We start from the raw sequence: 19,450 nt of genomic DNA, 5'->3' as shown, positions 1-19,450 counted from the left end.
TCCCGGAGCTGTCATGAGTGTTGAGTACGTTCGTCCGGAGCGCGGCATCGCCACGCTCACCCTGGACGCGCCGGCCAACCGCAACGCGCTGTCGGCGGGCCTGGTGGCGGGACTGGCCCAGGCCCTCGACGGCTGCGGCAAGGACCCTGAGGTACGCGCGGTCGTCCTGACCCACACCGGGTCGACGTTCTGCTCGGGCGCCGATCTGCGGGAGCCGCCGGACCCGGCCGCCTTCGTGGGGCTGCTGCGGCAGATCGTGGAGCTGCCGAAGCCGGTGGTGGCGCGGGTGGACGGGCATGTGCGGGCCGGTGGGCTCGGGCTGCTCGGGGTGTGCGACATGGGAGTGGCGGGCGCGGGGGCCTCCTTCGCGCTCACGGAGGTACGGATCGGGGTGGCGCCCGCGGTGATCTCCATGCCGCTTCTCGCGCGCCTCGATCCGAGTGCGGCGTCGCGTTACTTCCTGACCGGGGAGCGGTTCGGCGGGGCTCAGGCGGCGCGGATCGGTCTGGTGACGGCGGCGGGCGAGGACGTGGACGTGGAGCTCGCGCCGATCCTGGACGGGCTCCGGAAGTCGGCTCCGCAGGCCCTGGCCGAGACGAAGAAGCTGCTCACGGCTAGGGTGCTCGACGCATTCGACCACCACTCGGACGCCGTCATCGCCCTGTCCGCGCGGCTCTTCGGCTCCGCCGAGGCGCGGGAGGGGATGGCGGCGTTCCTCGAACGACGGGAGCGCCCATGGGTGTTGTGACCGCGGCGGACCGCTCGCCCAAGCAGGACCGCAGCCGGGCGACGCGGCAGCGACTGCTCGAGGCCGCGGTGTCCTGTCTGGCCGAGCGGGGGTGGACGGGGTCCACGGTGTCGGTGGTGGCCGAGCGGGCGGGTGTCTCGCGGGGCGCCGCGCAGCACCATTTCCCCACGCGGGAGGACCTGTTCACGGCGGCGGTTGAGTACGTCGCCGAGCAGCGGTCCACGGCTCTGCGGGCCCTGCCCGCGCAGGACCGTGCCTCGGTGGTGGCGGCCCTGGTCGACCTCTACACCGGCCCGCTGTTCCGGGCCGCACTGCACCTGTGGGTGGCGGCGTCGAACGAGCCGCAGCTGGGTTCGCGCGTGACGGAACTGGAGTCCCGGGTGGGCCGCGAGACGCATCGCATCGCGGTGGAACTACTGGGCGCGGACGAGTCCCGCCCCGGCGTCCGCGAGACCGTCCAGGGCCTCCTGGACATGGCCCGAGGCCTGGGCCTCGCGAACCTCCTCACGGACGACGGGGCGCGGCGGGACCGGGTGGTGCGGGAGTGGGCACGACTGCTGGACGCCGCGCTGGGGTGAGCGGGCCCTGCGGAGCCGCTCCGTGGTCGCCCACCCACCCCTGGCCGGCCGGTCTCAGTGCGCGATGTCCTCGTACCCCTCGATCTCGCGCGGGTTGCGGGAACCCGGGCCCACGTAGCGGGCCGAGGGGCGGACCAAGCGGCCCGTTCGCTTCTGTTCGAGGATGTGGGCCGACCAGCCCGCCGTCCTCGCGCACGTGAACATCGACGTGAACATGTGCGCCGGGACCTCGGCGAAGTCCAGGACGATCGCCGCCCAGAACTCGACGTTCGTGGCCAGGACGCGGTCGGGGCGGCGCGCGTGCAGCTCGTCCAGCGCCGCTTTCTCCAGCGCCTCCGCCACCTCGAAGCGAGGCGCGCCCAGCTCACGCGCCGTACGACGGAGGACCCGCGCCCGCGGGTCCTCGGCCCGGTACACCCGGTGCCCGAAGCCCATCAGCCGCTCGCCCTTGTCCAGCGCCTGCTTCACGTACGCGACCGCGTCGCCCGACCGCTCGATGTCCTCGATCATGCCGAGGACACGGGAGGGCGCGCCTCCGTGCAGGGGACCGGACATCGCCCCCACCGCCCCGCTCAGCGCCGCCGCCACATCCGCGCCGGTCGACGCGATGACCCGCGCCGTGAACGTCGACGCGTTCATCCCGTGCTCGGCGGCCGACGTCCAGTACGCGTCGACGGCCTGCACATGCTTGGGGTCGGGCTCGCCGCGCCACCGCTTCATGAAGCGCTCGACGACCGTGTCCGCCTTGTCGATCTCCCGCTGCGGCACCATCGGCAGGCCCTGCCCGCGCGCGGACTGCGCGACGTACGAGAGGGCCATGACGGCGGCCCGCGCCAGGTCGTCGCGGGCCTGCTGCTCGCTGATGTCCAGGAGCGGCCCCAGACCCCACACGGGGGCGAGCATCGCCAGGGCCGACTGGACGTCCACCCGGATGTCGCCGGAGTGCACGGGGATCGGGAACGGCTCGGCGGGCGGCAGCCCGGGGTTGAAGGCACCGTCGACGAGCAGACCCCAGACGTTCCCGAAGGAGACGTGGCCGACCAGGTCCTCGATGTCGACGCCCCGGTAGCGGAGTGCGCCTCCCTCCTTGTCCGGTTCGGCGATCTCCGTCTCGAACGCGATGACTCCCTCAAGTCCGGGTACGAAGTCGGACATCAGGCGGCTCCTCGTATGTGTACGGCAGATGGTGGTGACAGGCGGCTTGTGACAGACAGCTCGTGACAGACAGCTCGTGACCATGTGTCAGAAAGAGTGGTGCTTCCGGTCTGTTTCCGGCCCGGTTACGCGGTCGCCGTCGACTCGCGGTCCGGGTCGGTCACCCCGGTGATGCCCCGTGCGGCCGGTGGTCACCCAACCGATACGGCAGCGGAACGATATCCCTTGGTGGCACTCTTGGCGATGGAAAGCGGCACTCAGTGCCACACGTCACCTCTACGTGGTGAACGGCGGCCCGCCGGCTGACCCTTTGTATACGGCAAGTACGGCAAGATGACCGCGTGACCGATCGAGCCGCCGCCGCGTCCCCTGTCTCGCCCGCAGTCCCGCCCCTCGTGCCGCCCTCGGCCGATCCCGCCGCCCTGCGCGCCCATTACGGCGCCGAGGGCCTCCTGGAGACGCAGCTGCCCGGTACGCCCCTTGAGCAGTTCGCGATCTGGTTCACGCAGGCGCTCGCCGCGGCCGAGGCGGGCGCGCTGCACGAGCCGAACGCCATGGTCGTCTCGACGGCGGACGCCGAGGGCCGGCCCAGCTCGCGCACGGTCCTGATGAAGGGCTACGACCGGCGCGGCTTCGTGTTCTTCACCAACTACGAGTCCCGCAAGGCCCGCGAGCTCACCGAGAACCCGCACGCCGCCCTGCTCTTCCCCTGGCACCCGATGGCCCGCCAGGTCATCGTCACGGGCACGGCCGAGCGCGTCGGCCGCGAGGAGACCGTCAGCTACTTCCGCAGCCGCCCGCACGGCTCCCAGCTCGGCGCCTGGGCCAGCGCCCAGTCGTCGGTCATCGCGGGCCGCGACGAGCTGGACCGCGCGTACGCCGACCTGGCGGCGCGCTATCCGGAGGGCGAACAGGTCCCCGCGCCGCCGCACTGGGGCGGCTTCCGCGTCGTACCGGAGACGGTGGAGTTCTGGCAGGGCAGGGCGAACCGGCTGCACGACCGACTGCGGTACGTCCGGTCCGCGGCCGGCCCGGCGGACGCGGCCTCGGGGTGGAGTGTGGAGCGCCTCAGCCCGTGACGCCCCTAGCCCGTCAGGACCCCGTCCAGAAACGGCTCGATCGCCTCGCGCCACGCCTCCGGCTGGTCGTAGTGGACGAGGTGGCCCGCGTCCGACACCTCCGCGTACGCCCCGCGGGGCAGCACGCGGACCATCTCCTGGGACTCGGCGCGGCCCAGTTCGCCGTCCAGGCCGCGGACGACCAGGGCGGGGCACTGGACCTGCGTGAGGTCCTCCCAGTGGGCGTCGTGCACCCAGGTCTCGCGGGACTTCAGCATCTGGTCGCGGTCGAAGACGGGGCGCCAGCCGTCCGGGCCCTCGGCCATCACCTCGGCGAAGAACTCGCCCCGCGAGGGGTTCGGCCGCTCCACCCAGGGATCGTCCTCGCCGAACCATTTCCGTACGTCGGCGAGGGTCGCGAAGGGCACGGGCCAGGCCTTGAACCAGTCCTCCCACTCGCGCTGCGACGCGGCGCCGAGCGCGGACGCCCGCATGTCGCAGATGATCAGGGCCCGGACGAGATCGGGGCGCTTCGCGGCGAGCTGCCAGGCGGTGAGCGCTCCCATGGAGTGGCCGATGAGGACGGCGGGGGCGAGGCCGAGCTGGACGAGCGCGGCCTCGGCGTCCTCCACGTAGGCCTCGCGGGTGAAGGGGCCCTCGGAGGGCTTGTCGCTCTGTCCGTGCGCGCGCTGGTCGAGTGCGACCGCGCGATGCCGCTCGGAGAGCCAGCGGGCGGTGCCCGCCCAGTGGGAGGCACGGCCCATCAGGCCGTGGAGTAACAGCACGCCGCCGGGCGGTCCGTCGCTCTCCCTGGACTTGGGAGGATCGGCGAATTCCCAGGCGGCGAGGCGCAAGCCACCCGCGCCTGTCACTTCGATGCGCCGCACCATGATTCCTGGCACCCCCCTTGAATCCACTCGGGCTGAACGCCTGGTTCTGTCACGCACCCCCGCACGTTATCGAACCCCCATTCGAAAACGGCGGGATCGCCGGCAACACCCCTCGTTCGAGTGACCGGGCTCAAGGATTGGCCGCCGCAGCCGAGGGGAGATCTTCAGCGGGAGGCGGACCGCTCGGGGAAATCGGTCCGAAGGGGATGACCCTGGGAGCTCGGGGCTCCGGGTCAGAACAGGGGAGGACAGGCCCCGGCGCCCAAGGGCGCCGGGGCCCTCGGCTTGTCCGTGCCGCGGCGGCACGCGCCGCCGTCGCGGCGACGCGTGTCCGTGACGTGCGGGAGCGCGCCGCGAGCCGATGTGCTCGCGCCCGCGCTCGTGCTCACCAGATGGGCACATCCTTCTGCCCCCTCCCACGCCCGTGACGGCCAGACCCGGTGCCGACACGGTCAAGAGCCCTCAGGTCATATGCCTCTCGCGACAGCCTCGCACGCGAAACGTCCGGGCGCTGCGATTCCGCACACTGAATCTTGGACCTCGTACGGTCCGAGAGTCTTCACAACTGGCCAATACTTACCGGTAGTTGACGCGTGTTTCCCCGAGTGGGAGACGGATTCCGCAGGCGGCCGACCGCCGGCGGCCGATGGCCGATAGTCGACGGCCCGCGTCAGGCGCCTCAGCGCTTGGCGACGAACACGTGCGACGCGACCTCGGCGGCCAGCTCGGCGGCCTCGCCGCTGCTGCCCACCAGGACCCCGCCCGCCGACTCCGTCACGCTCACCACGGAGCCGGGCTGGACGCCCGCCCGCCGCAGTGTGTACATCAACTGCGCATCCGTCTGGATCGGCTCACCGATCCGGCGGACCACGACCGTCTTGCCCTCGGCGCCCGGGTCGAGATCGACCAGCGAGACCATGCCCTCGTCGAGGAACGGGTCGGCCCCGTCCTTCTCGCCCAGCTCCTCCAGGCCCGGGATCGGGTTGCCGTACGGAGACTCGGTGGGGTGGCGCAGGAGCTCCAGGACGCGGCGCTCCACCGCCTCGCTCATCACGTGCTCCCAGCGGCACGCCTCGGCGTGGACCTGCTCCCACTCCAGGCCGATCACGTCGACGAGCAGGCACTCGGCGAGCCGGTGCTTGCGCATCACGCGGGTCGCGAGCCTGCGGCCCTCCTCGGTCAGCTCCAGGTGACGGTCGCTGGCCACGGCCACCAGGCCGTCGCGCTCCATGCGCGCGACCGTCTGGCTCACCGTCGGCCCGCTCTGGTCGAGCCGCTCGGCGATCCGGGCGCGCATGGGGACCACACCTTCCTCCTCCAGCTCGAGGATGGTGCGCAAATACATCTCAGTGGTGTCAATAAGCCCCGACATGGGTGCCCCTCAGATCTCGCTCGTGCGGCCGGCCCTGCCCTCAATTCTGACGCATACCGCTGACAACCGGGTTGCGCCAGGGGAAAACCCAGTACAGGAGGTCTTGACGGGGTGTCCGGGCCGGTTGACAGGGCACTGGTCCAGACCGCAACGTGATCCGCGGCACGCAGGAGATACGTACAAGTCATTCGTACCCGGAAAGGTTCCTCGGCGCATGGGATCCAAGAGCGAGAGCAAGCTGGCCGGTCAGTACATCGACGCCGCGATCGGCCTGCTCGGCCGGGTCCGCGACGAGGAGAGCGGGAACGTCGAGTCGGCGGGCGTGCTGCTCGCCGACGCCGTCGAGGCGGGCGGCAGGCTCTTCGCCTTCGGCGCCGGGCACTCGTCGCTCGCCGCGCAGGACGTCGTCTACCGCGCGGGCGGCCTCGCCCTGATGAACCTCCTCGCCGTCCCCGGCGTCGTCGGCGTCGACGTCATGCCGGCCACGCTCGGCTCCGCCCTGGAGCGCGTGGACGGCCTCGCGGGCGCCGTCCTGGACTCGTCCCCGGCCCGCCCCGGCGACGTACTCGTGATCATCTCGCTCTCCGGGCGCAACGCGCTGCCCGTGGAGATGGCCATGAACGCCCGCGCGCTCGGCCTGAAGGTCATCGGAGTGACGTCGGTGGCATACGCCGAGGAGACGAAGTCCCGGCACACGTCCGGGACCTTCCTCAAGGACCACTGTGACGTCGTGATCGACTCGAAGATCGCTCTCGGTGACGCGGAGCTGAGCCTTGAGGCGGTGGGCGCGCCGTTCGGGCCCGCGTCCAGCGTCGTCACGAACGCCATCATGCAGGCCATGATGGCCACCGCCGTGGAGGCTCTGGCCGGGCGCGGGGTCGAGCCGCCGGTGCTTCGGTCCGGGAATGTGGACGGGGGCCATGAGTGGAACGGCAGGGTTTTCGAGGAGTACGGGGACCGGATCTTCTATCGGCGGTGAGCGGCGCCCCTTACGGGGCCGGAAACCGGATTCACGGGGCCGGAAACCGGACTCAAGGGGCCGGGAATCGGATTCACGGGGTCGGGAATCGCACCCGCACCGTCAGCCCTCCGCCCTTCCCGTTCGCCTCCGCCGTCACCTCCGCCCCGTGCGCCCTCGCGATCGACGTCACGATCGAGAGGCCGAGGCCCGCGCCCTCTCCCTTCGTATGCGTACGTTCCCGCAGCCGGCGGAAGGGCTCGAAGAGGTGCGGGACGGTTTCCGGTGGGATCTCAGGGCCCGTGTTGGTCACCTCGACGCCCGCACGGCCCGTGCGTACGGCGACCCGGCCGCCCTTCACGTTGTAGTGCACCGCGTTCGCCACCAGGTTGTGCACGAGGCGGTCCAGGAGCACCCCGTCGCCCTCCACCGTCAGCGGCTCGGCGGCCAGGGACACCGTCACGTCGCGCTCGGCCGCCCGGTCCGCGAGGCCCTCCGCCACCGCTTCGGCGATCACGTCCAGGGCGACCGGCTCCCGGCGGTCAAGGCCCCGCTCCGACGTGGCGAGCAGCAGCAGGCCCTCGATGAGGTGCTCGCTGTCGTCGGCCACGGAGATCAGCTTCGTACGGATCCGCGCGACCTGTTCCGCGTCCGGCGCGCCCGCGAGGCCGATCTCGGCGGCCGCCCGCTGCACCGCGAGCGGGGTGCGCAGCTCGTGCGCCGCGTTGGCCGCGAACCGCTGCTGGGCGCCCACCAGCTGCTCTATCCGGCCGAGCATCTCGTCGAAGGTGTCGGCGAGGCGCTTCAGCTCGCCCGGCGGGGCGTCGAGGGCGATCCGCTCGTGCAGGTTCTCGCCGGAGAGCCGCCGCGCGGTCCCGGTGATGACGGCGACGGGGCGCAGCACCCGGCCCGCCATCCACCAGGCGAGCAGGATGGACAGCGCGGCGTACACGAACAGGACGAGCACGGAGACCGTGAGGAGCCGGCTGAGGGCGGCCTGCTCGGCGACGTCGCTGATCTTCGTGACGGCGAGGCCCTGGGCGATCCCGGTGGGCAGGGGTGTCGCGGGGGCGGCCGAGGCGGCCGGGCTCGGCAGCCGCCAGGGCGGGTCGAGGGTGCGGGCGGGGACGGCGGTGGTGACGGCGGTGCTGATCGAGGAGTACAGGCCCTGCTGTACGAGCAGGTAGACGAGGCCGGTGAGCAGCACTCCGGCAAGGACGAGCATGCCGCCGTAGACGGCGGTGAGCCGGCCGCGCTCGCTGCTCATGGCGCCGACGCGTCCGGTTCCGGTGCGGCTCACGGCGACCACCCCGTGATGCGGTAGCCCGCGCCCGGCACCGTCTCCACCACCGGCGGATCGCCCAGCTTCGTACGGAGTTTGGACAGCGTGACCCGGACCGCGTTGGTGCGGTAGCTGGTGTCCTCCTCCCAGACCTGTTCGATCAGGTCCTCGCCGCTGACCACCGCGCCCTCCGCCCGCAGCAGCGCCTCCAGGACCGCGAACTCCTTGCGGGAGAGGGCGAGGTGCCGCCCGTCGCGGCTGGCCTGGCGCCGTGCGGTGTCCAGGACGAGGCCCGCGCGTTCGATGACCGGCGGCAGCGCGGGGCGGGTGCGGCGGCCGAGGGCGAGGACGCGGGCCAGCAGTTCGTCGTACGCGAAGGGCTTGGTCAGGTAGTCGTCGGCGCCGAGGCCGAGCCCCTCGACCCGGTCCCGCACCGTGCCCGACGCCGTCAGTATCAGGACGCGGGTCAGCAGCCGCTGCCGGACGACCCGGCGGCACACCTCGTCGCCGTGCAGGCCCGGCAGGTCACGGTCGAGGACGACCACGTCGTACTCGCCGAGCTGGAGCTTGCGCAGCGCGGTCAGGCCGTCGCAGGCCACGTCGACCGCGAGGGCGTCGCGGCGCAGGCCGTCGGCGATCATCTCGGCCAGGAATTCCTCGTCCTCCACCAGCAGTACGCGCATCCGGCCTGTGTACCCGAAGTGGACCTTTCGCCGATGTAAGCGTCTCCGTTGAGAGAAACGAAACCCCGGTCCCCGCCAGTCTGTGCGCGTCGACAACGCGATCACGCGACCAGTGAGGGGACAGCCATGAGGACCACGAGGACCATGCGGACCACGAGGACGCGGTCGGTGGCCGTCGCGTCAGCCGTCGCCGCCCTCGCCCTGTTCACCGGGGCCTGCTCGTCCGGAAACGGAAACGGAAACGGAGACGGCGGCGGCAGCGGCGACAGCAGGGCCGACGGTGGGAAGGGCAAGCAGGCCGACGCCGCGTTCAAGGAGCGGGAGTGTCTGCGCAGGCACGGCCTGAAGGTGCCCGAGCCGAAGGCCGGCGAGGACAGCCGGGGCATCACCATCGGCGGCGACCTGAGCAAGGAGAAGATGCAGGCCGCGATGGAGAAGTGCACCGGCAAGAGCGGTGGCGCGGGCGGCGGTTCGGTCTCGCAGGCCGACAAGGACAAGATGCTCAAGTACGCCCGCTGCATGCGCGAGAACGGCTACAACATGCCGGACCCCAAGTTCGACGGCGGCGCCATGGAGGCCATGCCCGCGCCCAAGGGTGCCGAGATGAAGAAGATGGAGAAGGCGGCGAAGGCGTGCAAGGACATCGTCGCGTGAGGCGCCGCACCGCCGTCGTCTCCGCCGTCGTGGCCCTGCTCGCCGTCACCGGTGGCACGGTCGCCGTCACCGCCATCGCCGACAACGGCAAGAACCCGGCCGCGCGGCGGGACGCCGGACTGCCGCCCGCCACCGCCCCCGTCGAGCGCGGCGACCTCAGCAGCGGCACCCAGACCGACGGCACCCTCGGCTACGCCAAGGAACGCAAGGTCAACGCGGGCACCACCGGCATCCTCACCTGGGCCGCGGGCACGGGCTCGAAGGTCGGGCGCGACGGGCGTCTGTACGAGGTCAACGGCGTCCCCGTACGACTCATGTACGGCACCGAGCCCATGTACCGCACGCTGAGGACCGGCGACGAGGGCAACGACGTACGACAGCTGGAGGAGAATCTCCGGGCTCTCGGGTACGGGGCGGGGCTCGCCGTCGACGACACGTACACGTCGGCCACGGCCGCCGCCGTCAAGAAGTGGCAGAAGGCGCACGACCGGAAGCAGACGGGCCGGGTCGGGCCCGACGCCATCGCCTTCTCGCCGGGCGGCGTCCGAGTGAAGTCCGCCGAGTCGGCCGTCGGCGACCAGGTCGCTCCGGGCAAGCCGGTGCTCGGCACGACCGGCTCCGAGCGGGTCGTACGTTTCCAGCTGGACGTCTCCGACGGGAAGCTCGCCGAGGTGGGCACCAAGGTCACCGTGGACCTGCCGGACGGCTCGACCGTCAAGGGCAGCGTGGCGTCCGTCGGCAAGACGGCCAAGCCGGGCGACGACCCGGCGGACAAGACCCCAAAGATCCCGGTGACGGTGTCCTTCGCCGACCCGGAGAAGGTCGATGGCTTCGACCAGTCCCCGGTGACCGTCAACCTCACCGGAGAGACACGCAAGGACGTGCTCTCCGTCCCCGTCAACGCGCTCCTCGCGCTGCCCGGCGGCGGCTACGGAGTCCAGGTCGTCGAGCACGGGCGCGCCCGTCAGGTGAAGGTCGGGCTCGGCATGTTCGGGCAGGGGCGCGTCGAGGTCAGCGGCGGCGGGCTGCGTGCCGGAATGAAGGTCGGGGTGCCCAAGATATGAGCGCCGTAGTGGAGTTGGCGGGGGTCACCAAGGAGTATCCCGGCGGCGTCGCGGCGCTGCGGGGCGTGGATCTGACGGTGGAGGAGGGTGAACTCCTCGCCATCGTCGGCCCGTCCGGGTCCGGCAAGTCGACGCTGCTGCACATCGTCGGCACCCTCGACCGGCCGACGCGGGGCTCGGTGTCCATCGCGGGCCACGAGGTGGCGGCCCTCACCGACCGCAGCCTCTCCGCGCTGCGCGCGCGGCACATCGGCTTCGTCTTCCAGGCGTTCCATCTGGTGCCGGGCATCAGCGCGCGGGACAACGTCGCGGAGGGCCTGCTGTACTCGGGGCTCTCGCGCGCCGAACGCCGCCGCCGGGCGGCCGATGCCCTGGAGCGGGTGGGCCTCGCGGACCGCATGAAGCACCGCCCGCACGAACTGTCCGGCGGCCAGAAGCAGCGGGTCGCCATCGCGCGGGCCGTGGTCGGCGCCCCCGATCTGCTGCTCGCCGACGAACCGACCGGCGCGCTGGACTCGGCGTCCGGCGAGGCGGTCATGGAGCTGCTGCACGACCTCAGCGCGGAGGGCGCGACGATCGCCGTCATCACCCATGACACGGAGATCGCGGGACGGCTGCCGCGGCAGGTGCGGATCAGGGACGGGCGGGTGGTGGCGGACGAGCGGTCCGGTGCGGAGGTGCTCGCCCCGTGATCCGTACGAAGAGGGACCGCCGCGCGCGTGTCCGGTTGAAGGCGGCGCGGCTCGGCCCCCGCGACGTCCTGCACGTCGGCTCGGCGGGGCTGCGGAGCCGGCCGGTGCGGGTGGTCCTGTCCGCGCTGGGCATCGCGATCGGCATAGCGACGATGATCGCGGTGGTCGGCGTCTCCTCCTCCAGCAAGGCCCAACTCATGCGGGAACTCGACGCGTTGGGTACGAACATGCTCGTCGCCTCGCCCGGTGAGGCGCTGTTCTCGGGCGAGCAGGTGGTGCTGCCGAAGGACGCGGCCGGCCGGGTCTCGCGCATCGACGGCGTACAGAGTGTGGGCGCGACCGGCGACCTCGACCGCAGCGTGCGGCGCAGCGAGAAGATCCCCGAGGACGAGACCGGCGGCATCGCCGTCAGGGCGTCGACCGAGGGGCTGCTGAAGGTGCTGCGCGGGGAGATGGCGCGGGGCACCTGGTTCAACGGGGCCACCGGCCGCTATCCGTCGCTCGTGCTCGGCCATGTCGCCGCGCAGCGCCTCGGCGTCACCCAGCCAGGTGCCCAAGTGTGGCTGGACGACCGGTACTTCACCGTCATCGGCATCCTGGACCCGCTGCCGCTGGCCCCCGACGTCGAACGCTCGGCGCTGGTGGGCTGGGACGCGGCGAAGAGCGAACTCGGCTTCGACGGGCGGCCCACCTCGGTGTACGAGCGCTCGACGGACGACACCGTGCGGGACGTACGCGAACTGCTTGCCGCGTCGATAGACCCGGAGAACCCGCGCAACGTCCAGGTCACCGACCCGTCGTCGGCGCTGCAGGCGAAGGCGGCGACGGAGGGCGCGTTCTCCACGCTGCTGCTCGGTCTCGGCTCGATCGCCCTGCTGGTGGGGGGTGTCGGAGTCGCCAACACCATGATCATTTCGGTTCTGGAGCGGCGGTACGAGATCGGCCTGCGCCGCTCGATGGGCGCGACGAAGGGGCAGATCCGGATCCAGTTCGTGACGGAGTCCCTGCTGCTCTCGGGGCTCGGCGGCCTGGCGGGCATCGCCCTGGGCGCGGCGGCGACGGCGGCGTACGCGGCGTCCGGCGGTCTGCCCTGGGTGGTCCCGCTGTGGGCGGTGACGTCGGGCTTCGGGGCGACGCTGGTGATCGGGACGGTGGCGGGCCTGTACCCGGCGGTCCGGGCGGCGCGCCTGTCACCGACGCTGGCGCTGCACGCGGCGTGAGGGGGGCGGGGTGACCGGGCGGGAGTCCGGTCACCCCGCGGCTCGGCCCACCGGACGACCGCCCGGTCACCCCGCAGAGCCGTCAGCCCTCCAGAACGCGGGCCAGATCCAGCGAGGCCGCGACCCTCGCCGCCACGCTCTCGGCGTACGTCGCGTCCGCCCGCTCGAACTGCGTACGACTGGCGCCCCGCAAAAACGTCACGACCCCCAACGTCCGCCCCCTGCTGCGCAGCACCGCACACAGCGCGTGCACCGTGTCCTGGGGCCACTGCCTGGCCGCCGCCCACTCGCGGGCCCGCTCGGGAGCCGCCGCGCCGGCACTGGCGCGCACGGAACCCGCGCGCTCGACGCACTGCGGCGCGGGATGCCCCTCCAGATAGCGCACGGGGAGCCCCGCCTTCGCCACCGGGAGGCACGGCCCCGGCGCCCCCGCGGGCGTCGCCGCGGCCCGCACGAGCCGCACCGGCTCCCCGTCGCCGCCCGCGTCGCCCGCCACCAGGTCGACCAACGCGTGGTCGGCGAATCCGGCGAGCGCGAAGTCCAGCTGGACCGTTGCCGCCTCGGTGGGATCCTCGCACTCGGCGGCGGCCCGCGCGGCCCGGTGCAACTGCTGGGAACGGAACCGGAGTTGAGCCGCCTCCTGCTCGGTCTGCTTGGCCTCGGTGACGTCCTGGAACAGCCACCCCACGCCCAGCGGAACCGGCTCCTCGGCAAGCGGAGAAGCCAGCCGCAGAAAGCCACTGCGCCAGCACCGCCGCTCGGGCTCCCCACTCTCCGAGGCGCGTACGGAGACCCACATCTCGGCGGGAGCGGGCGGCGCCCCCTCGGCGAGGACATGCGAGAGCGCGCTCTCCAACTCCTCGACGCCCTGCCCGAGCAGATCACCGAGCGGCCGCCCGAGCACCGCCGTACGCCCCATCCCCAGCGCCCGAGCCGCGTGTTCGTTCACCACGGCGGGCCGCAGGTCCGCGTCGACGAGCACAACCCCCCACGACGCGTTCTCGAACAACGCCTCGCTCAGGGCGATGGACCGCTCCAGATCGATCTGCGCGTGCACCTCGCTGAAGGCGCAGTACACCCCGGCGGGCTTCCCGTCCCCGCCCCGCACGGCGGCGGACTGCGTCCGCACGAGCACCCGCCCGCCGTCCTTCGTCAGCAGCGCGAACTCGTGCACCTGCCGCCCCGGAGCCTCCATGGCGGACAGCAGCCGCGCCTCGACCTCCTCGGCGTCGGCGGTCCGCACCGCCCACCCCGCGAACCCCTGCCGCCCGACGGCCTCCGCCGCCGACCACCCGAGAATCCGCTCGGCCTCCCGGTTCCAGTGGGTCACCACCCCGTCGGCGTCGAACGCGCACAGCGCGGCGTCCATCCCGTCCAGCAATGCCGCAAGCAATTCAGCCCCACCGGGTTCGGGCTCCTCGGGCCCCAACGCGTCGGTGGTCCCACTACGCCGGGAAGCACTCACCTGGCACCCCCTGCAGGCCGTGTCCTCATGAGCTGCATGTTCTGCGAGTTCCGCGTGTACCGCACGTCAGATCATTGAACTCGAACGTGACGCAGCCCACAGGTGGTTCCCGGAAGTTGGGCGAAATCGTTGCTCCCTGAAAATCGGTTGTGCGGCGGACCAAGCGGTTCCTAGGGTGGCACGTACACACGAAGGGAGGTGGTTCGGCAGATGTATGCAATCCGGACGCGTGAGGTGGCTGCGGGCTAGCGGCCCGTCGTCGCAACTCGGTTTCGGCGCCGGACCAGCACGTGTGATGTGCGTGCAGCCGGCCCAATCCCACAGCAGTCACCCGACCCGCGAGCCGCCGGTACGTCCGGCCGGCTTTCCGCCGCTCCGTGCGGCGGGAACCACGGCTCGCGGGTCGTCTGCGTTCCCCTCCAGCAGGGCTCAGCCCTTGCTGACCGCCAGCAGGATCTCCGGCAGCTGTCGCGCCACCCTCGGTGCCGCGAGGCGCAGGCCGGCGTAGGTGATCAGTGCGCCGTACGCGCCGCCCAGCGGCAGCAGGAGCCAGGACCAGTCGGCCGCGCCCGACACATGCAGCCAGATGGTGAAGGCGAGCACCGGGGCGCAGAGCAGGGCCGCCGCGACCATTCCGCCGAAGATCGAGATCCAGGCGAGGCCCGCCTGACCGGGGGCCACGTTCTTGTAGCCCTCCTGCGGGATCGAGTACGGGAAGCGGGCCGAGGACCAGGCGCCCGTAGCCAGCATCGCCCCGAGCAGCGCCAGAGACAGGCCGAGCGCCTCCGCGAGCACACTCCAGTCGCCGAGCACGGCCGCCGTGATGACGGTGACCAGCGTCGCGTACGGAAGGGTGATCACCAGCAGGGCGAGCGCGCGGCCGCGCAGCTCGACGTACGCGTCATGGGTGGACGAGATCGTCATCGCGACCATCCAGAACGCCGAGGTGTCCTGGCCGAACTGGTTGTACATGAGGATGCCGAGCATCCCCGCCGCGAAGCACGCGAAGTAGATCGAGCCCGTGCCCTGCAAGGCGTTGAAGAGCGGCACGATCAGGCCGATGGCCAGGGACGTCACCCAGGCCGCCTTCGTCTTCGGGTCGCGCCACACATAGCGCAGGCTGCGTTCCATGACGGTGCCGGTGCGGTCGGAGGGCAGCAGCCGCCCGAGACCGCGCGTCGACCGGTCCTTGGCCGGCTCGGCCGCCGCGAGCGTCGAGCCGTCGGGGGTCGTCATCAGCCGCGTCAGGCTGCGCTGCCACATCGCGAGCAGCCCGACGAGCGCCGCGGCGCTCAGCGCGAGCTGGGCGATCCCGACGCCGTACGACCCGCCGCTCACCGAGTCGACGGCGCCGATCGCGGAGGCGGGCGGGATCCAGCGCAGGACGTCGGCGGCCGGGTCGAGCTGCGAGAGCCCCGACGAACCGAGCCGTTGCGCCCCGAAGTTGACGAGCTGCGCGCCGACCGCGATGACGAGCCCGCTCAGCACGGCGAGGTCGCGGCCCTTGCGGCTGGTCAGGAGGCGGATGTTGGCGGCGGCGACGGTACGGGCCAGCGCCACGCAGATCAGCACGGTGAGGGCGATGGCGAGTACGCCGGTGACGGCCGCCGCGGCGCCGTACGCGAGGGAGACGACCGAACCCAGCGCCAGGCACAGCGTGAAGAGCGGGCCGATGCCCACGAGGGACGCCACGAGCAGCGCGCGTACCAGCGGCCGGGGCCGCAGCGGCAGCATCACCAGGCGGGTCGGGTCGAGGGTCTCGTCGCCGCTGGGGAAGAACAGCGGGAGCACCGCCCAGCCGAGCGCGAGGATCGCGGTGAGCAGGACGGAGACGGTGGCGGCGTGTTCGTTGCCGCGCATCGCGATCAGGCCGAGCAGCTGGAGCGCGGCGATGAGGAGCGTGATGACGACGGAGGCGATGTAGGCGGCCTTGCGGCCGGACGACTGGTGCAGGCCGTTGCGGAGGAGGGAGAGCTTGAGGCGTACGAAGACGGGGGTGATGGCCGGGGAGGCGGCGGGGGCTGTGGGGGTGCTCATCGGGTGCCGCCGCCCAGCCAGTCGAGGTGCGAGCCGTGGTCGCGGCCGTTCGCCCCGACCAGCTCCAGGAACGCCTCCTGGAGGGAGGGTGCGGCGCCGCGCACCTCCGCGAGGGTGCCGTGCGCGCGGATGCGGCCCGCTGCCATGACGGCGACCCAGTCACACAGGGACTCGACCAGCTCCATGACGTGCGAGGAGAAGACGACGGTGGCTCCGGAGGCGGTGTAGCGCTCCAGTACGCCGCGGATGGTCTGGGCGGAGACGGGGTCGACGCCTTCGAAGGGCTCGTCGAGGAAGAGGACTTCGGGGTTGTGGAGCAGGGCGGCCGCGAGCCCGATCTTCTTCCGCATCCCGGTGGAGTAGTCGACGACGAGTTTGTGCTGGGCGCCGGAGAGGTCGAGTACGTCGAGGAGTTGGGTGGCGCGCTTGTCGACCTCCTCGCCCGGCAGGCCGCGCAATCGCCCGGTGTACGCGAGGAGTTCGCGCCCGGAGAGCCGCTCGAAGAGCCGCAGTCCCTCGGGGAGGACCCCGATGCGGGCCTTGACCTGCACGGGGTCGGCCCATACGTCGTGCCCGACGACCTCGACCGTGCCCTGGTCGGGGCGGAGCAGTCCGGTGACCATGGAGAGGGTGGTGGTCTTGCCGGCCCCGTTGGGGCCGACGAGGCCGATGAACTTTCCGGCGGGAAGGCTGAGATCGATCCCGGCAACGGCAACTTGCTGCCCGAACGCCTTCCACAGCCCTTGCACTCGTACTGCCGCCGGTGCTGCCTCGCTCACCCTGTCCGCCCTTCGTCGCCGTTTCCGCACGATACGTCGGCGAGAGGTCTTATTTCCCCAACCCCACCCCTACCCGAATCTCTTCCGGCTGCCACCGGCCTTGCGGTGGCCGCAGATCACCGGCTCCGCCGAGTTCGAGGGGTTGGGTGGGCAAGTGCGGAGCAACGGGTGGGTGGGTGGGAAAGGTCTCCGCGGAGCAGCGGGTCAGCGGCGGGCCTCGCGGCCGCAGGCGTATGCCAAGGGGGAGATGATTTCCTCCGCGTCGGGGAGCCAGCGGTTGGCTGCTGTGGGGCGGCAGGCCCACTGCACCGCGCCGGACGCGCCGAAGCGGGTCGGCGGGGCGGCGACGTACGCCCCCTCACCCAGCGCGTCGAGATCGATCGCAGCCGGCGGCCAGCCCAACTTGCGTACGAGATCGGGGACTTTCGCCGCAGCCCCGGGGAGTACGAAGAACTGCATGCGGCGATCCGGCGTGCAGGTGACAGGACCGAGCGTCAGCTCCATCCGCTCCATGCGGGCGAGGGCCAGGAAGCCCGCCGTCTCCGGGACATCGATCGCGTCGAACGTACGCCCCGTAGGCAGCAGGATCGACGACTTCGGCTGCTTGGACCACAGCCGCCGTGCCACCGTCGCGCTCCCCGTCGCCTGCGTCGCCCAGTCCTCGCGCGCGGGGTGCGATCCGGGCTGCGTACACGCCCCGTCACCGCACGAGCAGACTTCGGCGCCTTCGACGGATTCGAGCCACGTCCCGGGGAACACGTCCCAGTGGCGCTCTTCCGCGTATCGCACGGCCGTGTCCAGCAAGGATTCTCCGCGCTGCTTCGGAATGTGCGCGGCTGACGTGACTCCCAAGGTCTCTTCCACGAAGTTCTCAACTCCGCCCGCCACCTACGGTTACGGCCCCACCGTGCGCCGGGGCGGAGCATCGATCCTGCATCCGGGGCGCATGGGTGCACGGGCGGGGGCGCGCATGGGGAATGGGTTCCATGTGCGGGTAGCCAGGTCTGAGGCACTCGGAAGAGGCCCAAGAAGCCCCAGAAGACCAGTTACCGACTTATGGTCCCTTTTGGTGCATCTTCCGTTTGCTCCTAGGGCATTGATCATCTGGGTGGCTGAATTTCGGCCTCCGTTCCGATGGTCCAACGTGCGCATCAGGGGGTACGCCATGGCCGCAAGGCCGCTCGTCGCGCGGCAGCCCAACGAAAGGCTGCAGGCACTCATTCAGGAAGCGGGTTGCTCGAACGCGGGCCTGGCCCGCAGGGTCAACATGTGCGGCGCGGAGCACGGTCTCGATCTGCGCTACGACAAGACATCCGTCGCCCGCTGGCTCCGTGGCCAGCAGCCGCGCGGCCGTGCGCCCGGCATCATCGCCGAGGCCCTCGGCCGCAAACTGGGCCGTACGGTCACGATCGACGAGATCGGCATGGCGAACGGGAAGAACCTCGCGTCCGGCGTGGGGCTCCAGTTCTCGCCGACCGTGCTCGGCGCCATCGAGCAGGTGTGTGAGCTGTGGCGCAGTGACGTGGGGCGGCGGGACTTCCTCTCCGGGTCGTCCGTCGCCGCGTCCGCGCTCGTCGAGCCGAGCAGGGACTGGCTGATCTCGTCGCCGGACGCCCAGGTCGGGCGGATGGCGGGCCCGCGGGTCGGGCTCTCCGACGTCGCCGCGGTGCGGGCCATGACGGAGGCGCTGAAACAGCTGGACCATCAGTACGGCAGCGGGCATGTGCGGCCGGTGGTGGTGCACTACCTGAACAGTGTCGTCTCGGGGCTGCTCGCCGGGTCGTACCGGGAAGCCGTGGGGCGCGAACTGTTCGCCGCCGTCGCGCGGTTGACGGAACTCGCCGGATACATGGCCGTCGACACCGGTCAGCCGGGCCTAGCCCAGCGCTACTACATCCAGGCCCTGCGGCTCGCGCAGGCGGCGGGCGACCGCGGTTACGGCGGATACGTCCTCGCCGCGTCCATGAGCCATCTCGCCGCGCAGCTCGGAAACCCGCGGGAGATCGCGCAGTTGGCGCGGGCGGCCCAGGAGGGGACGCGCGGGCGGGTCACCCCGCGCGCGGAGGCCATGTTCTACGCCGCCGAGGCGCGGGGGCACGCGCTGCTCGGGGACGGGCGGTCGACGCAGGCCGTCGCGGGCCGGGCGGTCGAGGCGATGGACCGGGCCACCGGTACGGCGGACTCGGGCGACGACCCGGTGTGGATCCGGCACTTCGACCACGCCTATCTCGCCGACGAACTGGCGCACTGCCACCGGGACTTGGGGCAGGCGGACGCGGCGGCGCGCAGCGCGGAGGAGTCCCTCGCGGGGCATCCGGAGACGCGGGCGCGGCGGCGGGCCATCGGCCTGGTGCTGCTCGCCACGGCGCAGGTGCAGCGGCGGGACGTCGAGCAGGCGTGCCATACGGGCCTGAAGGCGGTGGAACTCCTCGGCACGCTGCGGTCGAACCGGGGCGCGGAGTATCTGGAGGACTTCAAGGACAGGCTCGAACCGTTCCGGGACGAGCCGGTGGTACGGGAGTTCGGCGCGCGGGTGGACATCCAGGCCGCCTGACGGGCATCCGGGCCGCGTGAAGGGTTTGTGTGGTCCGGCGCGGGCAGGTGAACGTCGCCTGTCCCTGCCCCTACCGCACCGTGAACGGTCAACTCCGGTACGCGATCGAGCCCTCGGTGTGCCGTAAACAGCGTTTCGAGGAGAGGATTTGTTACTCCCGCCACAGCGGCGACGGCGGGGGTTTGAGCTGCGTGGCAGACGGCTGTGGCGACCCGGTAGCGTGACCCGACGGTTCCGTAGGTCCCCCATTCGTAGGAGTCC

General features: G+C 71.8%; 18 protein-coding genes. 9 read left to right on the top strand and 9 right to left on the bottom strand.

Annotation, left to right across the window (positions count from 1 at the left end; all coding sequences use genetic code 11):
* Positions 1 to 13: 13 nt before the first annotated feature.
* Positions 14 to 748, top strand: coding sequence for an enoyl-CoA hydratase family protein (locus ACIBKX_RS31645; RefSeq protein ID WP_363269858.1), 735 nt, complete (start codon positions 14 to 16; stop codon positions 746 to 748).
* Positions 736 to 1,326, top strand: coding sequence for a TetR/AcrR family transcriptional regulator (locus ACIBKX_RS31640; RefSeq protein ID WP_363269859.1), 591 nt, complete (start codon positions 736 to 738; stop codon positions 1,324 to 1,326). Before ACIBKX_RS31645 ends, ACIBKX_RS31640 begins: the two co-directional genes overlap by 13 nt.
* Before the next feature lie 54 nt (positions 1,327 to 1,380).
* Here ACIBKX_RS31640 and ACIBKX_RS31635 read toward each other — a convergent pair whose 3' ends face one another.
* A complete protein-coding gene (locus ACIBKX_RS31635) occupies positions 1,381 to 2,481 on the bottom strand; it encodes a citrate synthase 2 (protein ID WP_363269860.1) in 1,101 nt (366 codons plus the stop codon).
* 341 nt (positions 2,482 to 2,822) lie between these two features.
* Between ACIBKX_RS31635 and pdxH the strand changes: the two genes are divergently transcribed.
* Positions 2,823 to 3,560, top strand: a complete 738-nt coding sequence (gene pdxH / locus ACIBKX_RS31630; protein ID WP_399376612.1) for a pyridoxamine 5'-phosphate oxidase — start codon at positions 2,823 to 2,825, stop codon at positions 3,558 to 3,560.
* Between the two features lie 5 nt (positions 3,561 to 3,565).
* Here pdxH and ACIBKX_RS31625 read toward each other — a convergent pair whose 3' ends face one another.
* Both ACIBKX_RS31625 and ACIBKX_RS31620 read right to left on the bottom strand, forming a co-directional pair.
* Positions 3,566 to 4,429 (bottom strand): alpha/beta hydrolase, encoded by an 864-nt coding sequence (locus tag ACIBKX_RS31625; protein ID WP_363269861.1) that lies wholly within the window; start codon positions 4,427 to 4,429, stop codon positions 3,566 to 3,568.
* Positions 4,430 to 5,108: 679 nt separating this feature from the next.
* Entirely contained in the window at positions 5,109 to 5,801 is a 693-nt protein-coding gene (locus ACIBKX_RS31620) for a metal-dependent transcriptional regulator (RefSeq protein WP_363269862.1), read from the bottom strand.
* Between the two features lie 214 nt (positions 5,802 to 6,015).
* Between ACIBKX_RS31620 and ACIBKX_RS31615 the strand changes: the two genes are divergently transcribed.
* The gene (locus ACIBKX_RS31615) at positions 6,016 to 6,780 is read left to right on the top strand and encodes an SIS domain-containing protein (protein ID WP_363269863.1); all 765 of its coding nucleotides are present in this window, start codon (positions 6,016 to 6,018) and stop codon (positions 6,778 to 6,780) included.
* A gap of 73 nt (positions 6,781 to 6,853) precedes the next feature.
* On the opposite strand, the gene ACIBKX_RS31610 is transcribed toward ACIBKX_RS31615, so the two are convergent.
* The gene (locus ACIBKX_RS31610; protein WP_363270135.1) at positions 6,854 to 8,026 is read right to left on the bottom strand and encodes an ATP-binding protein; all 1,173 of its coding nucleotides are present in this window, start codon (positions 8,024 to 8,026) and stop codon (positions 6,854 to 6,856) included.
* 29 nt (positions 8,027 to 8,055) lie between these two features.
* Positions 8,056 to 8,724, bottom strand: coding sequence for a response regulator transcription factor (locus ACIBKX_RS31605; RefSeq protein ID WP_363269864.1), 669 nt, complete (start codon positions 8,722 to 8,724; stop codon positions 8,056 to 8,058).
* Positions 8,725 to 8,850: 126 nt separating this feature from the next.
* Between ACIBKX_RS31605 and ACIBKX_RS31600 the strand changes: the two genes are divergently transcribed.
* The 4 genes from ACIBKX_RS31600 to ACIBKX_RS31585 are packed head-to-tail and all read left to right on the top strand — an operon-like array spanning position 8,851 to position 12,354.
* Positions 8,851 to 9,378 (top strand): hypothetical protein, encoded by a 528-nt coding sequence (locus tag ACIBKX_RS31600; RefSeq protein WP_363269865.1) that lies wholly within the window; start codon positions 8,851 to 8,853, stop codon positions 9,376 to 9,378.
* Positions 9,375 to 10,442, top strand: coding sequence for a peptidoglycan-binding protein (locus ACIBKX_RS31595; protein WP_363269866.1), 1,068 nt, complete (start codon positions 9,375 to 9,377; stop codon positions 10,440 to 10,442). The genes ACIBKX_RS31600 and ACIBKX_RS31595 overlap by 4 nt, the downstream gene beginning before the upstream one ends.
* Complete coding sequence (locus ACIBKX_RS31590; protein WP_363269867.1) at positions 10,439 to 11,134, top strand: ABC transporter ATP-binding protein; 696 nt, start codon at positions 10,439 to 10,441, stop codon at positions 11,132 to 11,134. Before ACIBKX_RS31595 ends, ACIBKX_RS31590 begins: the two co-directional genes overlap by 4 nt.
* The gene (locus ACIBKX_RS31585) at positions 11,131 to 12,354 is read left to right on the top strand and encodes an ABC transporter permease (RefSeq protein WP_363269868.1); all 1,224 of its coding nucleotides are present in this window, start codon (positions 11,131 to 11,133) and stop codon (positions 12,352 to 12,354) included. The genes ACIBKX_RS31590 and ACIBKX_RS31585 overlap by 4 nt, the downstream gene beginning before the upstream one ends.
* An 82-nt stretch (positions 12,355 to 12,436) precedes the next feature.
* Here the strand turns inward: ACIBKX_RS31585 and ACIBKX_RS31580 are convergent, their stop codons facing one another.
* The 4 genes from ACIBKX_RS31580 to ACIBKX_RS31565 form a co-directional block, all read right to left on the bottom strand.
* Entirely contained in the window at positions 12,437 to 13,819 is a 1,383-nt protein-coding gene (locus ACIBKX_RS31580) for a PAS domain-containing protein (protein WP_363269869.1), read from the bottom strand.
* A 429-nt stretch (positions 13,820 to 14,248) separates the two neighbouring features.
* The gene (locus tag ACIBKX_RS31575; RefSeq protein ID WP_363269870.1) at positions 14,249 to 15,856 is read right to left on the bottom strand and encodes a transporter; all 1,608 of its coding nucleotides are present in this window, start codon (positions 15,854 to 15,856) and stop codon (positions 14,249 to 14,251) included.
* Entirely contained in the window at positions 15,853 to 16,635 is a 783-nt protein-coding gene (locus ACIBKX_RS31570) for an ABC transporter ATP-binding protein (protein WP_363269871.1), read from the bottom strand. The genes ACIBKX_RS31575 and ACIBKX_RS31570 overlap by 4 nt, the downstream gene beginning before the upstream one ends.
* 204 nt (positions 16,636 to 16,839) lie before the next feature.
* Complete coding sequence (locus ACIBKX_RS31565) at positions 16,840 to 17,499, bottom strand: bifunctional DNA primase/polymerase (RefSeq protein ID WP_363269872.1); 660 nt, start codon at positions 17,497 to 17,499, stop codon at positions 16,840 to 16,842.
* Between the two features lie 301 nt (positions 17,500 to 17,800).
* Between ACIBKX_RS31565 and ACIBKX_RS31560 the strand changes: the two genes are divergently transcribed.
* A complete protein-coding gene (locus ACIBKX_RS31560) occupies positions 17,801 to 19,189 on the top strand; it encodes a transcriptional regulator (protein WP_363269873.1) in 1,389 nt (462 codons plus the stop codon).
* Positions 19,190 to 19,450 lie beyond the last annotated feature (261 nt).

Source organism: Streptomyces sp. NPDC050658, assembly GCF_044457025.1.
Taxonomy (GTDB): domain Bacteria; phylum Actinomycetota; class Actinomycetes; order Streptomycetales; family Streptomycetaceae; genus Streptomyces.
The sequence above is the reverse complement of the archived record's forward strand: the minus strand, read 5'-3'. Positions and strand labels throughout refer to the sequence as shown.

Excerpts from the sequence above, each read along its gene's own strand:
- ACIBKX_RS31635 (WP_363269860.1), bottom strand. The coding sequence starts at position 2,481 with ATGTCCGACTTCGTACCCGGACTTGAGGGAGTCATCGCGTTCGAGACG.
- ACIBKX_RS31600 (WP_363269865.1), top strand. The coding sequence starts at position 8,851 with ATGAGGACCACGAGGACCATGCGGACCACGAGGACGCGGTCGGTGGCC.
- ACIBKX_RS31590 (WP_363269867.1), top strand. The coding sequence starts at position 10,439 with ATGAGCGCCGTAGTGGAGTTGGCGGGGGTCACCAAGGAGTATCCCGGC.
- ACIBKX_RS31625 (WP_363269861.1), bottom strand. The coding sequence starts at position 4,429 with ATGGTGCGGCGCATCGAAGTGACAGGCGCGGGTGGCTTGCGCCTCGCC.
- ACIBKX_RS31615 (WP_363269863.1), top strand. The coding sequence starts at position 6,016 with ATGGGATCCAAGAGCGAGAGCAAGCTGGCCGGTCAGTACATCGACGCC.
- ACIBKX_RS31560 (WP_363269873.1), top strand. The coding sequence starts at position 17,801 with ATGGCCGCAAGGCCGCTCGTCGCGCGGCAGCCCAACGAAAGGCTGCAG.
- ACIBKX_RS31645 (WP_363269858.1), top strand. The coding sequence starts at position 14 with ATGAGTGTTGAGTACGTTCGTCCGGAGCGCGGCATCGCCACGCTCACC.
- ACIBKX_RS31620 (WP_363269862.1), bottom strand. The coding sequence starts at position 5,801 with ATGTCGGGGCTTATTGACACCACTGAGATGTATTTGCGCACCATCCTC.
- ACIBKX_RS31610 (WP_363270135.1), bottom strand. The coding sequence starts at position 8,026 with ATGAGCAGCGAGCGCGGCCGGCTCACCGCCGTCTACGGCGGCATGCTC.
- ACIBKX_RS31575 (WP_363269870.1), bottom strand. The coding sequence starts at position 15,856 with ATGAGCACCCCCACAGCCCCCGCCGCCTCCCCGGCCATCACCCCCGTC.
- ACIBKX_RS31605 (WP_363269864.1), bottom strand. The coding sequence starts at position 8,724 with ATGCGCGTACTGCTGGTGGAGGACGAGGAATTCCTGGCCGAGATGATC.
- ACIBKX_RS31640 (WP_363269859.1), top strand. The coding sequence starts at position 736 with ATGGGTGTTGTGACCGCGGCGGACCGCTCGCCCAAGCAGGACCGCAGC.